Genomic DNA, 14,589 nt, shown 5'->3' with positions numbered 1-14,589 from the left:
GCGATCGTCTTCACGCCAGTGAGCCAAGGAATCTTCGATGAATGAACTCGTCCTCGGACGGCGTGCGCTGTTGCGCGCCGCCGCCGTATCCGGCGCAGGCTTCGGTCTCGCGCAGGCCCTGCCCGCCTGGGCTCAGCCGCTCTCGAAAGGCCTGGTGCGCCCGCTGCCCACCGTCAGCGGCAACGACATTGCCCTCACCATCGGCCAGGTCAGCGTGGAGGTCGACGGCAAGGTCAGCCGTGCGATCGGCATCAACGGCACCGTGCCCGGCCCGCTGATCCGCCTCAAGGAAGGTCAGCGGGTACGCCTGCGCGTCCATAACACGCTCGACGAGGACAGCTCGATCCACTGGCACGGCCTGCTCGTCCCGTTCGAGATGGACGGCGTTCCCGGCGTGAGCTTCCCTGGCATCATGCCGCGCTCGACCTTCGACTACGAGTTCGATCTCAGCCATGCCGGAACCTACTGGTATCACAGTCACAGCGCCTACCAGGAGGAGGACGGCGTCTACGGTCCGATCGTGATCGATCCCGCCGGACCCGATCCGGTCGCCTACGACCGCGAGCACGTGCTGGTGCTGTCCGACCACAGCCCGCTCGCCGGGGCGACCATCTATCGCAAGCTCAAGCAAATGGGCGGGCCCTATTTCAACCGCCAGCGCATGACCCTGTCCGGCTTGCTCGCGGGGCGTGACTTAACCGCGAAGCAGCGTTGGGAATGGGCGCAAATGCGGATGGACGCCGCCGACATCGCCGACGTTACCGGCTCGACCTACGCCTTCACCATCAACGGCTTCGGCCCCTACGACAACTGGACCGGGCTGTTCACGCCGAACGAGCGTGTGCGGCTGCGGATCATCAACGCCTCGGCGCAGACGACCTTCAACATCCGCATCCCTGGCCTGCCGATGACGGTCGTGCAGGCCGACGGTCTCAATGTCCGGCCCGTGACGGTGGACGAGTTCCAGATCGGCACCGCCGAAACCTACGATGTCGTCGTCACACCTCAGGACCGCGCCTACAGCTTCGTCAGCGAGGCGAGCGACCGGTCGGGCCTGGGCCGCGCGACCCTTGCGCCGCGCGAGGGCATGAGCGCGCCGGTTCCGCCGCTGCGCCCGCGCCCGCTTCTCACCATGAAGGACATGGGCATGGGCGACATGGACCATTCCGGGATGGATCATGGCGCGATGGGCAGTGGATCATCGAACCCGGCGAAGGTACGCGGCGTCGATCCGACTGCCCAACAGAACGCCTCGGGCGAGTTGTGGAAGCTGACCGGCTGGAAAGAGACTGGCGCCGTAGTTGCAACGGCAGCGGCGGCTGGCATGGCGGGTATGGATCACGCGGCGATGGGGCATGGTTCCGTTGCGGCATCTCCGGCGGCAGCACCGATGGACCACGCCGCGATGGGACACACGGTCCCGGCGGCCGCCGGCCAGGCAGCGGCGCCAATGGACCACGGCTCGATGGGCATGCGCGACTTCGCCAACGCGCCGCACGTCGACAAGAACCCCGGCGTGCAGACGATCTCGCCGATGCCGGTTGATCGCATGGGCGATCCAGGAACGGGTCTGGAAGACGTCGGCCACCGCGTGCTGAATTACCGCGATCTCATGGCGCTCGAGCGCAATCCCGACGTGCGCGCGCCATCCCGTCAGCTCGACATCCACCTGACCGGCAACATGGAACGCTACATGTGGTCGTTCGACGGGGTGAAGCTGAGCGAACCGGCCGAGCCGATCCCGTTCCGCCACAACGAGCGCGTGCGCGTGCGGCTGGTCAACGACACGATGATGCAGCACCCGATCCATCTGCACGGCCACTTCTTCGAGCTGGTGACCGGGCATGGCGCCTGGTCGCCGCGCAAGCACACGGTGAACGTGCAGCCGGGCGGGACGGCGACCTTCGACGTCACCCTCGATGCGCAGGGCGACTGGGCGTTCCATTGTCACAACCTCTACCATATGACCGCCGGGATGATGCGTGTCGTCACCGTGCGTCCCGACAAGGGAGACGCGTAAGATGATCTGGCTTCACAGACTTCCCCTGCTTGCCGTGGCGGCTTTCGCCAGCGTGCCAGCAGTCGCGCAAGAACAGGCTTCGCCGGACCAGACATCGGTCCCTACCGCAGCCACGAGTTGCGCTCCCGAGCATGCTGCCATGGGGCATTGCACGCTGCCGGCAAGTCGATCGGCGGTCGCTCAGCCGCAGCCCGCGCGCAAAGCGCCGCCGACCTGCCTGCCCGAGCACGCCGCGATGGGACATTGCACGCTACCGGAAAACCAACCGGCTGCCGCTCAGCCACTACCGGCACCTCAAGCGCCGGGCACTTGCCTGCCCGAACATGCTGCAATGGGCCATTGCACGCGTCCCGCTGCCTCTCCCGCAGCGACGCCACAGAGCGCGTCCCCGGCCCAAACCACTTGCTCGCCGGAGCATGCGGAGATGGGGCATTGCACACTCCCCGCAGCGCAACCTGCGACTCAGGTAACGTGCGCGCCGGAACAGGCGGCGATGGGACATTGCACCCCGGCCGAAACGATCACGGCAGAAGGGACGAACCTCCCTGCCGGCTCGGGCACGGCTCCGCCCGTGCCCACGGACTACGCTGCGGACGCGATCTATGGCCCGTCCGCGATGGCCATGGGGCGTCACCATCTGTCGCTGCATCACGGCGGCCAGAACTTTTCGCTGGTTATGCTCAACATCGCCGAGGTGAAGATCAAGGACGGTCGCGACGCCTACGAATGGGGCGGCGAGGCCTGGTATGGCGGAGACATCAATCGGCTGGTGGTCAAAACCGAAGGTGAAGGCGAGTTCGGCGCCGGGGTGGAATCGGCTGAGGTCCAGGCGCTCTATAGCCGCGCCATTGGCCCTTACTTCGATCTTCAGGCCGGTGTCCGGTACGATTTCGAGCCAGACCCATCGCGCGTCTACGCCACGATCGGATTCGAGGGGCTGGCGCCGGGTTTCTTCGATGTCGAGGGCGCGCTGTTCCTGTCGGATCGGGGCGAACTGTTGGGCCGGCTCGAAGGCTACTACGACCAGCGCATCACCCAAAAGCTGATCCTGCAGCCGCGTGCCGAGCTCAATTTCGCGGCTCAGAGCAGCGAGGACATTGGTGTCGGCGCGGGTCTGACCGATGCAGAGATCGGCGTCCGGCTGCGCTACGACATCGCCCGCGAATTCGCTCCTTACGTGGGCGTCCAATACGAGCGGGCGTTCGGCAGGACGCGCGATTTCCTGCGTGATGAAGGCGAATCTGCCGGAGGCTTTAGCTTCCTGGCGGGCATTCGCTTCTGGTTCTGAGGGGAGAAGAGCAATGTTGATAACGACCATGATCGCAGCCTTGCTGGCGCTCCAGGCGGCACCAGGGCACCATCCTTCAAAAGCGGGGCCGACGGCACCGCAAACCGCGCCGCTCGGCGCCGACGAGAGCGCCGTTCGCGACGTGCTGGCGCGCTACAAGTCCGCGATAGAGCGGCTGGACGCGAGCGGCACCGAAGCGCTCTTCACCGAGGATTCCGCGGTGTTCGAAACCGGCGGGGTCGAAGGCACCTACAAGGAGTATCTCGCGCATCATCTGGGGCCCGAGCTCGCGGCTTTCCGCGCGTTCGCGTTCTCCGACTACGCGGTCGCGGTGCGCATCGAAGGCGATCTCGCGCTCGCAACCGAGACCTACAATTACCGGATCGAGACGGAGAGCGGTGAGATCGCGATGCGCAGGGGCGTCGCCACGAGCGTGCTCACGAGAACGGCGGATGGCTGGAAGATCCTGGTCATGCACAATTCGGCGCGCAAGCCGAAGGGGACCTGAGATGAGCATGTTCATCCGACGATCGCATCGCTTGCTGGCGCGGTCGGTGCTGGCGATGTTTGCAGCCATCGCTGTCCTGTCCATGCCAGCGGCACCTGTATCGGCGCACAAGGATCACAAAGCGAAGCAGGAGGCAGCGCAACTCGAGGCACAACGTGCGGCGGCTGGCGGAACGCGGGACGCGGCTCCCATGGCCCACGATCCTGCGATGCCGGGTCATGCCGCGGCCATGGCGGCGATGGACGCAGCAGACGATCCGCCGCAGAACTTCGCGGCCAGACTGCTCGACTGGCTCGGCCGCTTCCATCCCATGCTGGTGCATTTTCCAATCGCCTTCATTCCGGCGGCGCTCTTCACCGCCATCGTCGGGCGCAAGCGGCCCGGCTTCGCGAAGCCCGTCCAGTTCCTGGTGGTGACCGCAGGAGTGACCGCTCCGTTCGCCCTGCTGTCGGGCTGGCTGAGCGGCGGGTTTGAACTCGGCCTCGACGACTGGATGATGCAGAGCCACCGCTGGCTCGGGACCGGCATCGGGATCGGCGCGTTCGCCTTGGGTGTGTTCGCGCTCAAGCGTCCCGAGCAGGATCGCGGCACAGCCATGATCGTGGTGCTGTCGATCCTGACGGCAGCGATCCTCGTGCAGGGGTGGTTCGGCGGCGCGCTCGTGCACGGCGTCGATCACCTGAACTGGTAAGGAGAACGACCGATGGAAGACCACGCAAAGTCCGCGCATCACGAGGGCGGCTCGAAGCCCTACATGATGCTGGCGGGCAATCTCGGGCTGAGCCTGCTGGTGATGTATCTCGCCATGTTCGCCATGATCTGGAGCTGGGGGGAGTTCATCCAGAACGTGAACTTCTTCTACATGGCTTTGGTCATGTGGGCGCCGATGGGCGCGATCATGCTTGCGACAATGGGAGGCATGTATCGCAACCGGAAGCTCAACGCCGCGCTCTATGTAGCCTTTGCGGCGATCTTCGTCCTGTCGCTTGTCGGCATCCGGCAACAGAGCCTCGTCGGCGATGACCAGTTCCTGCGCTCGATGATTCCACACCACTCAGGAGCTATCCTGATGTGCGAGGAAGCCAAGCTCACCGACCCCGAGATACGCCAGCTCTGCGGCGAGATCATCCAGGCGCAGAAAGACGAAATTGCCGAGATGAAGCGGATCATGGGCCGCCTCTGACCCGATACGACCGAAAACCACGGAGATACTCGATGACCAAACTAACGGGAATTGCAGCGCTTGCGCTGCTCGCGTCGCTGAGCGCCTGCGGAAGCGCCGACCAGCCTACCGAAGACGCCGCGCCCGCTGCCGGCATGACCATGGACGGCCCCTACGCCGAATCCGAGATGACGATGGACAAGTCGATGAAGGCGGCGGTCGGCGTCGATGCCGCCGACACCTGGGTCAAGAAGATGATCGCGCACCACGACGGCGCGATCGACATGTCGCGGATCGTGCTTGGCCTCCAACCCACCGCCGATGTCGCGAAGATGGCGCAGATGACGATCAACAACCAGGGCGCCGAGATCGAAGCGCTCAAGGCGCTCGCCCGCAACGGTGCGGCCGATCCCGCCAGCGCAAGGCCTTACGAAGCCGCGATGGCCGAGATGCACACCGAGATGATGGGGGCATCAGGCGCGACCCCTTCAGAGACCTATCTCGCCAAGATGCTCGCCCACCACCGCGGGGCCGTCGCGATGTCGGACATCGCACTCGCGAACGGCGCGAGCGGGGCCGTGCGCGCGCAGATCGTGGAGACCCGGTCCGAGCAGCTGCAGGAAGTGGGGATGGTCGAAGCGATGCTGCGCGGCGAGCCGATGGCAATGCAAGCGCAAGCCAAGAGCGAAACCGCTGCGCCGGAGACTATCGCGAAACCTGCTGCTCCGAAGGCTGCGGCTGCAAAGCCGGGCCCGGCCAAAGCGGCTGCGCCCAAGCCCTCGCCGGAGCCTGTAGCGGAGCCCGACGCGTCGCCTACCTGCGCTCCCGAACATCGGGAAGCGGGCCACTGCTGATCGCCCCTTGATGGCCCCGGCGAGAACTTCGCCGGGGCCACTCTCATTCAACGCCGGAGCTTTCGTCCGCAGATGCGAACCCACGTAATCGCCCGCAAGACGCATAAATGGATCGGGCTGTTCGTCGGCCTGCAGGTGGTCGTCTGGTCGCTTAGCGGCCTTTACATGACCATCGTCCATATCGATACGATCCACGGCGACCATCTCATTCGCGTGGCGTCCATTCCGGGCGTCCATGCGAACGCCTTGCGGGATCCGCTCGCGCTTGCCGCGCAGGAGAAAGCTTCCAGCATCAGGCTGGCCTGGGTTGATGAGCGCCCGATTTATGTCACCGAAGGGCCCTCGGGAGAGCGCGCCTTCGGGGCAACCTCGGCTACGCGGTTGGACCCGCCGAACGAGCAGGCAATCAGAGCCCTGGCTTCGTCGTACTACACCGGGTCCGAGTCCATCGCATCGGTCGAACTCTTTACGGATGTGCCCGGGGAAATCCGCGGACGAACGCCTCCGCTCTGGCGGGTGGAGTTCGATCATTGGAACAGTCCGACCTTCTATCTCTCACCGGTTACCGGCGAACTGCTGTCGCGCCGGCACGAACTGTGGCGCGTGTTCGACTTCGTGTGGATGCTCCACATCATGGATTATGACGAGCGCGAGAACGTCAACAACTCCCTTCTTCGCGTCTTCACGTGGGGCGCGGTACTGATGGCGCTCTCGGGCATCTGGTTGCTTTTCCATGCCTTTCCCAAGCGCAAGAAGAAGGGGCGCAGCACCCTATGACAATCAAGTCGACCTGGCTGCGGAAAATCCACAAGTGGGTCGGGCTGGCGATCGGCCTGCAGTTCGTGATCTGGGCAATCAGTGGCGCCGCGATGGCGCTGCTAGACATGGAGGCGGTTGCCGGAGGCCCCCGGCCTCAAGCGACCCAAGCGGCAGTCGCTGGCGAAGCGACCGCGTGGCCAGGGATCGTCCGCGAGTTGGGCAGCGCAGAAATCGAGGGTCTGCGGCTGAAGACTCTGCTTGATCGGCCGGTGGTCGAAGTGCGGACCGCGCGATCGACCCGGATGTTCGATGCCCGAACGGGAATTCCAGTGACGATCGATGCGCCCGCCGCCCGCGCCATTGCGCAGTCGAACCATCCCAACGGGGCGAGGCCCGGCGCGGCGAAGCTTCTTACCGAGCGATCGCTGCCGGTCAGGGACCACGAGCCGCCGATCTGGCAGGTCGATTTCGCCGGCGACGACGCGAGCACATATTACGTGTCGGCCACCACGGGCGCCGTGCTCGAGCGGCGGAATGACACCTGGCGCTGGTGGGATTTCTTCTGGATGCTTCACAACATGGATTACGCCGACAGGACAAGCTTCAACCATCCGCTGATCATCACCGCCGGCGTCGCGATGGCGTGGCTGGCGGTGACGGGCTTTTGGCTGCTGTTCCGGACGATGTGGAAGCATGATCTCGCTTGGGTCCGCGCGCGCCGGGAGCGCATATCTCGGTGAGATGCAGCAATCTTCGCGCTCAGCACAACCTTGCGTGGCCAAGACCAGACTGTTCGGCGAATTTTTCACCCGCGTGTTCGATCAGAATCTGGCTGCAACAAGCCTGCACCCGAACTAGCAGCCTCGCGCTGGATAGGCCTGAAGATTATTGGCCGTTCATCTGCCGGTCGCTGTCGCCGCTAGATTCGGGGTACCCCCGCTTTGCACCGCATTACGCACTGGCCGCCCGTGTCCATGAGCGACTGATGGGAAAAGGGACGATGAGCTGAAGCCTAACGCGTCGGCTCCGACACCTCACGTACTAGATCGCCAGTCTCATGCTCACTAGCATGGCGCGCAATATCAGCTTGGGACACGATCCCACAGCACTTACCGGCGTCATCGACGACGGGGAGACGACGGACTTGGTTCTCTTCCATCTTTTTGCAGCACTCAGCAACGCTCGCATCGATGGTCACGGTGACGGGAGAAGATGACATGATCTCCTCCACCTTCGTTTCGGCAGATTTGCCTTGGGCAACGCAGCGGCAAGCGATGTCGCGATCGGTAATGACGCCGACCAACCCACCATCTGCGTCGATCACTGGAATTTGGCCGCAGTCGTTGCTTGCCATCAGCGAGGCGGCTTCCTTCACACTGTCCGACGGGCTGCAGCATGCCGGATCCTTCGTCATCAGTTCGCGAATTTCCACATCGTCTCTCCTAAGCTCTTGAAGTGGCCGCGCGCCAATCGCGCGCTCAGTCGTCCAACGCAGCGCGGGGCTCCGACGTTCCTTTCAGCGAGAGATCCCATGGGCTTCTTTCGCCCCGTTCATACCTCATCGTCGGAACGACGGCATATCTTGAGGTTGTCTAGCTGCAATTGCCGTGGCATTGGCGCGCGGTCGATGACACTTCGCTCAACCTCGCCCTTCCGGACACTCGCGGCCCTGCTGCTGTTGTTCGCTGTCGTTTTCGGCGGCGCGTCCGATGCGGTTGCGTGCGACGATGTGGGAACCTCGATAGAGCAGACGATCCAGTCCATCGACACGTCGCCAGCACCTGAAAAGTCGAGCGACGACGCGCAGCCGCACGTTCTGTGTGCGCATGGCCATTGTCACAATGTCTCGCCGTTGGATCGCGGAGTGGTCTTCGTGACGGAGCAATTGGCGACAACCACGCTGCACTTTGCCCTGCCCATGGTTGCGCTCAGCGCAGCTGAAATCACCTCAGACAAAGAGCCGCCTCGAGCCTGACACCAGCCGTGCTGCAGTCGCAGCGCGTGTTTTGTGTCAGCAGAGGAACTCTCGAAAATGCTTTCCCAATTGCGAGTCCGCGCCCTCTGGCGACGGATTCCCGGCCCGCGATCGAGCGGGATCGGTCAGTCGAGCGAATATGCTCGGCATGTCCTTGCGGCTGCCGTTCTCGGGTGCAGCCCCGCTGCGGCCCTAGCGCAGGTAAGCTCGCCGGCAACGCCCCAGGTGGGTTCGCCGATCATGGGTCCACCCGCGCCGATCGATCGCACCGGAGACGATGCGTTGCTGCCGCTGCTGGTGCCGAGCGACGAGCTCTTGCCTGATAACCTTACCCTCGAAGGGGCTCTGGGCGCGGCGGAGGCACGGTCGCCGGCAATCGCATCGGCGCGCGCATCCGTCGCGGCGGCGCAGGGCAGGCTCCGTCAGGCGGGTTTCAGAGACAACCCCGAACTCAGCGTCGAGGTTGAGAACTTTCTGGGCACCGGAGAATTGGGCGGGCTGCAAAGCACTGAGGTGACCGTAGCCGTCAATCAGCGGCTCGACTTGGGAGGCCGGAGATCCGCGCGCCAGGCCGTCGGACGCGCCGAGCTTGCCGTGAGCGAGCTGCGCTTGCTGATCACGCGCGCGGAACTGGCTCGATCGGTGAGGCAACAGTTTGCCACGGCGGTCGCGGCGCGCGACAGGCTGCGTATCGCGGCGGAGAACGAGGAGAGATCGCGCGAGCTCGCACGGATCGCCAACATTCTGGTCGAAGTTGGCCGGGAGCCGCCACTGCGTGCGCTGCGCGCGCAGGCCGCAGCCAGCCAGGCCGCGGCAGAGCTTCGCGGCGCGCAAGCCGAAGAAGCCGCGTCACGCCGCACTCTTGCGGCTTTGTTCGGTGCAGACACGGCTCCCAGTTCGATTGCGGGCGACCTCGGCGAGCCGATCCCAAACACAAACTTGCCGGTCGAATCCTTGGACGTACGGCTCGCCAATGCCCAGCTCGCTCTGGCCGAGGCGAGTCTCCAGCAACAGCTTGCGGAGCGACGGCTCGATCCCGCGGTTGGGCTTGGCATCCGCCATGTCCAGGAGCTTGGCGATCAGGCGCTCGTCGCGGGGTTTTCGATGCCGCTGCCGATCAGGGACCGCAACAGCGGGAATATCGAGGCAGCTCGAGCCGAAATCCGCGCTGCGGAGGCTGAGCGGGCCAGTGCGCGTGTTGGGGCCAGCACCCGGATCGCCAACGCGACGGCCAATCTCAGCGCAGCCAACGCCCGTGTCGAAGCGCTCGAACGCGGAGCCATCCCCGAGGGACGTGAAGCACTGCGGCTTGCGCAGCTATCGTACGAGGCTGGCAAGATCGAGCTTATCGAACTGCTCGATGCGCAGGCCGCGCTGACAAGCGCCGAAACCCAACTGATCGAAGCTCGCCTGGCGCAGGCCGAAGCCACCGCGGAACTCGCGCGCGCGACGGCGCAGTAAGGACATGACCATGGACCTCAATCCAACTGATGATCGCAAAAAGCTCATCGCCATCGCCGGAGGCATCGCCCTGTTGGCGGGCGTTGGCGGCATACTCATCGGCCGAGCTACGGACCAGCCGACCGCAGCCGGTGCGACTGCCGAAAAAGCCGAGGCGGGCGAGGAAGAGGGCGAGGAGGAGCACGGACCCGAAGGGTTTGTGGCCGTGCCGCTTGCAAATCTGGAAGCGGTCGGAATTCGGACCGAGCGTATTACTGCGGGCTCGCTTGGATCCGAAATCCTTGCCCAGGCGACCGCGACCGCTCCCCCGACCGGTCGCTCGTCCCTGACCGCTCGGGCGGACGGTGCGATCACGAGCATCTACAAGCGCCTCGGCGATGGAGTCGGTGCCGGTGAGACCGTCGCCTTGCTCGAGAGTCGCGAAGCGGCCGCGATCATGGCCGAGCGCGCTTCGGCCGCAGCCCGCGCGCAGGCGACGGCCGCCGCGCTCAATCGTGAGCGGCGTCTGTTCGATGCCAAGATCACCGCTCGGCAGGATCTCGAGGCTGCCCAGGCCGAGGCTGCGCAGGCTCAGGCGGAGCTGCGCCGCACCCAGGCGGGGGTGACCGCGGCCGGGGTGACCTCAGACGGACGGCACATTGCCGTCCGCAGCCTGATCAGCGGCCGGATTACCAAGATGGATGCGGAGCTTGGCGCCTTTGTATCGGCCGGGACCGAGCTGTTCGAGGTCGCCAACCCGCGCAGCGTCCAGATCGAAGCGGCGGTGCCGTGGTCAGACGCTCAGCGCATCCGCCCAGGCGATCGGGCCGTGATCGAGCTGGGCGATGGGGCGACCCTGGATGCGGTGGTCCGATCGACCACACCCTCGCTCGACACCGAGAGCCGCGCCGCAACCGTGGTGCTGTCTCCATCGGGCATTCCTGCCGGGCTGACCCAGGGCCAGGCATTTCGGGTCCGGATCACGCCGCGTGGTGGCGCGACTGGAAATCGCATCGTCATCCCGGAGGGTGCCGTCCAATCGGTGGAAGGCCGCGATGTCGTGTTCGTTCAGGTGAACGGCGGCTTCCAGGCAACCCCCGTGACTGCGGGCCAACGCAGCGGTGGCCGCATCGAGATTCTCGGAGGCATCAAGCCGGGCGCCGTGATCGCCACTGAAGGCGCATTCGTTCTCAAGTCGCAGCTTGGCGCCAGCGAAGCCGAGCATTGATACAGGCACCTCCCCATTTTCGAGGCTTCGGCCGCGCCCGCGATGCTGATCTCGGCATTGCCGACCGCTTACGCCTCCCAGGAACGTATTTATGTTAGATCGTCTCCTCGACGCTTCGGTCCGATTTCGCTGGGTGGTCATCGCCCTTACCCTGCTCGTTGCGGCGTATGGCGCCTACCAGCTATTCCGCCTGCCGATCGACGCAGTGCCGGACATCACCAACAAGCAGGTGCAGATCAACACCCAGGCGCCGGCCTTGGGTCCACTCGACATGGAGCGGCTGGTCACGTTTCCGGTTGAGACGGCGATGGCCGGGATTCCCGGCCTAGAAAGCACGCGCTCGATCTCGCGCAATGGCTTCAGCCAGGTCACGGTGATCTTCGAGGACAGCGTCGATATCTTCTTCGCGCGGCAGCAAGTTGCCGAACGCCTCAACCAGGCACGCGAGAGCCTTCCCGAAGCGGTTGAGCCCCAGATGAGCCCGCTGTCGACTGGCCTCGGCGAAATCCTGATGTGGACGGTCGATTACAAGCGACCGTTGTCGAAGGAATCGCGGATGATCGCCGGGCAACCCGGTTTTCAGCCCGACGGCGCGTTCCTCACCCCGGATGGCGAGCGTCTGACGACCGATGTGCAGAAGGCCGCCTATCTGAGGACGATCCAGGATTGGGTCGTCCGCCCCCAGCTCCGCAGTGTCGAGGGAGTTGCCGGAATCGATTCGATCGGCGGCTACGAAAAACAGCTGGTGGTTCAGCCTGACCCAAGCCGCATGGCGGCTTACGGCGTCTCTTTTACCGAGCTCGCCGAGGCCCTCGAGCGCGGAAACATCTCGATCGGTGCCAACTTCGTGCAGCGCGCCGGCGAGGCCTTTCTGGTGCGCGCGGATGCGCGCATTCGCACCGAAGACGAGATCGGCCGGACGGCCATAGGGACCCGTGGAGGGGTGCCCGTGCTCGTCCGCGACGTTGCGACCGTGCAAAGCGGCGGCGATCTCAGGACCGGTTCGGCTTCCATGAACGGGCGCGAAGTGGTTGTGGGGACCGCGCTGATGCTGCTGGGGGGTAACAGCCGCATCGTTGCCGAAGACGTGCGCGAGCGGCTGGAGGAGGTCGCGAAGTCGATGCCTCCGGGCATCGCGGTGAACGTGGTCTACGATCGTGCCGCCTTGGTCGAAGCCACGATCGGAACCGTCGAGAAGAACCTGCTCGAAGGGGCCCTGCTCGTGGCAGCGGTGCTGTTCTGGCTGCTTGGCAATATCCGCGCGGCGATCATCGCAACGCTCGTGATCCCGCTTTCCTTCCTGTTTATGGCCATCGGGATGAACCGCTTCGGCGTGTCGGGAAATCTGATGAGCCTCGGCGCACTCGATTTCGGCCTCATTGTCGATGGATCGATCATCATTATCGAGAATTGCCTGCGCAGGCTGGCGGAGCGCCAGCATCATGAGGGACGGCTTCTGAGCCTGCCGGAGCGCCTTCACGAAGTGTTCGAAGCCTCCAAGGAGATGCTCCGGCCCACCATCTACGGCCAGGCAATCATCCTGCTCACCTTTGCGCCGCTGCTCACCTTCACCGGGGTCGAGGGCAAGACGTTCTCGCCGATGGCGATCACGGTCATGCTGGCGCTGGTGGGTGCTTTCCTCCTGTCGCTGACCTTCGTGCCCGCCATGGTTGCCGTCCTCATCCGCGGCAAGGTCGCGGAGAAAGAGGTCAAGGCGGTTGCCTGGTACAAGGAGCGGTACGAGCCCGTGCTGCGCCGAGTGGTCCAGCGGCCTTGGCCGTGGATTGGCGGCGGCTTGGCCACCATGGCGGCAGCCTTTCTTGTCTTCACAAGTCTGGGGCGCGAATTCATTCCCACTCTCGACGAGGGCGATCTTGCCATGCAGTCGCTGCGGGTACCTTCGACCTCGCTCGAGCAGTCGACCAAGATGCAGCTGGCGGTCGAGCGCGCGGTGTCCAGCCTCCCGGAGGTCGCCTATGTGTACTCGAAGACCGGTACGGCCGAAGTCGCTTCCGATCCCATGCCGCAGAACGCATCCGATGCCTTCATCATCCTGAAGCCGCGCGACGAGTGGCCGGACGGGGTCGATAGCCGCGAGGACGTTCTCGCCCGGATCGACGAGAAGCTGGGGGGCCTCGTCGGTAACGCCTATGAAACAAGCCAACCGATCGAGCTGCGCTTCAACGAGCTAATCGCCGGTGTCCGCGGCGACATCGCAGTCAAGGTCTTTGGCGACGACATGGACGTTCTCAATCGCGTCGCGGGCGAAGTCGCAGCCGCTATGAGCGGTGTCGAGGGAACTGCGGATCTGAAGGTCGAACAGACCGAGGGCTTTCCCACGCTCGAGGTGCAGTTCGATCGCGAAGCGATCGCTCGCTACGGCCTGGCCATGGAGGACGTGACCGACACGGTCGCGGCCGCCCTGGGCGGACGCGAAGCCGGATTGGTGTTCGAGGGTGACCGCCGCTTCGACATCATCGTTCGGCTCGACAATCTCAACCGTGACGACCTCGACGTGGTCGGCTCGCTTCCCGTGCAGCTCCCCGAAGGTGCTTCCGGTGCCGGAACGTCCGTCCCGCTGCGCGAGCTGGTCGCCTTCCGAACGTCCGAAGGCCTGAACCAGGTCAGCCGTGAGAACGGACAGCGCCGAGTAGTGGTGCAGTCCAATGTGAGGGGCCGCGATCTCGGCTCCTATGTCGAGGAGGCGCAGGAGCGGGTCGCGCAGGTTAAGCTTCCACCCGGTGTCACCATCACCTGGGGAGGGCAGTTCGAGAATTTGCAGGCAGCCTCGCAGCGCATCACCCTGATCGTGCCAGTGGTATTCCTGCTGATCTTCGGCATCCTGTTCCTGGCGGTGCGCAATTTGCGCTCTTCGCTGGCCGTCTATTCGGCAGTTCCGCTGGGGCTCGCCGGTGGCGCGTTTGGATTGGCGCTGGCGGGCTTGCCGTTCTCGATCTCGGCGGCGGTCGGTTTCATCGTGCTATCGGGGGTGACCGTGCTCAACGGTCTCGTGGTGATGACCAGCGTCCGTCAGCGGATCGATGCTGGACGACCGGTGGACGAAGCGATCGTCGAAGGCACTCTGGAGCGGGTCCGCGCGGTGCTGATGACCGGCATCGTGCCGGCGATAGGCTTCGTGCCCATGGCGCTGGCCACCGGGCGAGGGGCAGAGGTCCAGAAGCCGCTCGCGATCGTGGTCATCGGCGGCCTGATCGTCGCCACCATCATGACCCTCTACGTCCTTCCCGCGATCAGCCATCTCATCCTGAGGAAGCGCGGGGAGCCCCATCAGCCGGGCGATTTCGAGGACGGAATACCTAGGTCGGAACCGCTGCCAGCATGATCCGTCCAAGAC

General features: G+C 64.8%; 13 protein-coding genes. 12 read left to right on the top strand and 1 reads right to left on the bottom strand.

All coding sequences use genetic code 11. From position 1 onward, the window contains the following. The first annotated feature begins 37 nt into the window (after positions 1–37). From AR323_RS07390 to AR323_RS07355, 8 genes are all read left to right on the top strand, one after another. The gene (locus tag AR323_RS07390; protein ID WP_057883331.1) at positions 38–2,020 is read left to right on the top strand and encodes a copper resistance system multicopper oxidase; all 1,983 of its coding nucleotides are present in this window, start codon (positions 38–40) and stop codon (positions 2,018–2,020) included. A gap of 493 nt (positions 2,021–2,513) precedes the next feature. Continuing rightward, complete coding sequence (locus tag AR323_RS14370) at positions 2,514–3,308, top strand: copper resistance protein B (protein ID WP_057883330.1); 795 nt, start codon at positions 2,514–2,516, stop codon at positions 3,306–3,308. A gap of 13 nt (positions 3,309–3,321) precedes the next feature. Then, positions 3,322–3,816, top strand: coding sequence for a YybH family protein (locus tag AR323_RS07380; RefSeq protein ID WP_057883329.1), 495 nt, complete (start codon positions 3,322–3,324; stop codon positions 3,814–3,816). 1 nt (position 3,817) lies between these two features. Beyond that, complete coding sequence (locus AR323_RS07375) at positions 3,818–4,507, top strand: DUF2231 domain-containing protein (RefSeq protein WP_057883328.1); 690 nt, start codon at positions 3,818–3,820, stop codon at positions 4,505–4,507. 12 nt (positions 4,508–4,519) lie between these two features. Then, positions 4,520–4,999 (top strand): DUF305 domain-containing protein, encoded by a 480-nt coding sequence (locus tag AR323_RS07370; protein ID WP_057883327.1) that lies wholly within the window; start codon positions 4,520–4,522, stop codon positions 4,997–4,999. Positions 5,000–5,031: 32 nt separating this feature from the next. Next, complete coding sequence (locus AR323_RS07365) at positions 5,032–5,832, top strand: DUF305 domain-containing protein (RefSeq protein ID WP_057883326.1); 801 nt, start codon at positions 5,032–5,034, stop codon at positions 5,830–5,832. 72 nt (positions 5,833–5,904) lie between these two features. Then, a complete protein-coding gene (locus tag AR323_RS07360) occupies positions 5,905–6,609 on the top strand; it encodes a PepSY domain-containing protein (protein WP_057883325.1) in 705 nt (234 codons plus the stop codon). After that, positions 6,606–7,331 carry a PepSY domain-containing protein gene (locus tag AR323_RS07355; RefSeq protein WP_057883324.1) on the top strand — a complete coding sequence of 242 codons (726 nt, stop codon included), beginning with the start codon at positions 6,606–6,608 and terminating at the stop codon, positions 7,329–7,331. The genes AR323_RS07360 and AR323_RS07355 overlap by 4 nt, the downstream gene beginning before the upstream one ends. Before the next feature lie 272 nt (positions 7,332–7,603). On the opposite strand, the gene AR323_RS07350 is transcribed toward AR323_RS07355, so the two are convergent. Continuing rightward, the gene (locus AR323_RS07350; RefSeq protein ID WP_057883323.1) at positions 7,604–8,023 is read right to left on the bottom strand and encodes a CBS domain-containing protein; all 420 of its coding nucleotides are present in this window, start codon (positions 8,021–8,023) and stop codon (positions 7,604–7,606) included. Positions 8,024–8,218: 195 nt separating this feature from the next. Here AR323_RS07350 and AR323_RS07345 point away from each other — a divergent pair, with 195 nt between their 5' ends. From AR323_RS07345 to AR323_RS07330, 4 genes are all read left to right on the top strand, one after another. After that, positions 8,219–8,566, top strand: a complete 348-nt coding sequence (locus AR323_RS07345) for a hypothetical protein (RefSeq protein WP_057883322.1) — start codon at positions 8,219–8,221, stop codon at positions 8,564–8,566. Between the two features lie 240 nt (positions 8,567–8,806). Continuing rightward, the gene (locus AR323_RS07340) at positions 8,807–10,027 is read left to right on the top strand and encodes a TolC family protein (protein ID WP_235510495.1); all 1,221 of its coding nucleotides are present in this window, start codon (positions 8,807–8,809) and stop codon (positions 10,025–10,027) included. Positions 10,028–10,037: 10 nt separating this feature from the next. Further along, positions 10,038–11,234, top strand: a complete 1,197-nt coding sequence (locus tag AR323_RS07335) for an efflux RND transporter periplasmic adaptor subunit (RefSeq protein ID WP_057883321.1) — start codon at positions 10,038–10,040, stop codon at positions 11,232–11,234. Positions 11,235–11,325: 91 nt separating this feature from the next. Beyond that, positions 11,326–14,577, top strand: coding sequence for an efflux RND transporter permease subunit (locus AR323_RS07330; protein ID WP_057883320.1), 3,252 nt, complete (start codon positions 11,326–11,328; stop codon positions 14,575–14,577). The last annotated feature ends 12 nt before the right edge of the window (positions 14,578–14,589 follow it).

Origin of the sequence: Tsuneonella troitsensis (genome assembly GCF_001441535.1) — a bacterium.
Classification (GTDB): Bacteria; Pseudomonadota; Alphaproteobacteria; order Sphingomonadales; family Sphingomonadaceae; genus Tsuneonella; species Tsuneonella troitsensis.
Note: the sequence above shows the minus strand (reverse complement) of the source record. Positions and strands in the feature narration are given on the sequence as shown.

What these genes read in the sequence shown, in the direction of transcription:
- AR323_RS07390 (WP_057883331.1), top strand. Translation starts at nt 38, where the DNA reads ATGAATGAACTCGTCCTCGGACGGCGTGCGCTGTTGCGCGCCGCCGCC.
- AR323_RS14370 (WP_057883330.1), top strand. Translation starts at nt 2,514, where the DNA reads ATGGGACATTGCACCCCGGCCGAAACGATCACGGCAGAAGGGACGAAC.
- AR323_RS07380 (WP_057883329.1), top strand. Translation starts at nt 3,322, where the DNA reads ATGTTGATAACGACCATGATCGCAGCCTTGCTGGCGCTCCAGGCGGCA.
- AR323_RS07375 (WP_057883328.1), top strand. Translation starts at nt 3,818, where the DNA reads ATGAGCATGTTCATCCGACGATCGCATCGCTTGCTGGCGCGGTCGGTG.
- AR323_RS07370 (WP_057883327.1), top strand. Translation starts at nt 4,520, where the DNA reads ATGGAAGACCACGCAAAGTCCGCGCATCACGAGGGCGGCTCGAAGCCC.
- AR323_RS07365 (WP_057883326.1), top strand. Translation starts at nt 5,032, where the DNA reads ATGACCAAACTAACGGGAATTGCAGCGCTTGCGCTGCTCGCGTCGCTG.
- AR323_RS07360 (WP_057883325.1), top strand. Translation starts at nt 5,905, where the DNA reads ATGCGAACCCACGTAATCGCCCGCAAGACGCATAAATGGATCGGGCTG.
- AR323_RS07355 (WP_057883324.1), top strand. Translation starts at nt 6,606, where the DNA reads ATGACAATCAAGTCGACCTGGCTGCGGAAAATCCACAAGTGGGTCGGG.
- AR323_RS07345 (WP_057883322.1), top strand. Translation starts at nt 8,219, where the DNA reads ATGACACTTCGCTCAACCTCGCCCTTCCGGACACTCGCGGCCCTGCTG.
- AR323_RS07340 (WP_235510495.1), top strand. Translation starts at nt 8,807, where the DNA reads ATGGGTCCACCCGCGCCGATCGATCGCACCGGAGACGATGCGTTGCTG.
- AR323_RS07335 (WP_057883321.1), top strand. Translation starts at nt 10,038, where the DNA reads ATGGACCTCAATCCAACTGATGATCGCAAAAAGCTCATCGCCATCGCC.
- AR323_RS07330 (WP_057883320.1), top strand. Translation starts at nt 11,326, where the DNA reads ATGTTAGATCGTCTCCTCGACGCTTCGGTCCGATTTCGCTGGGTGGTC.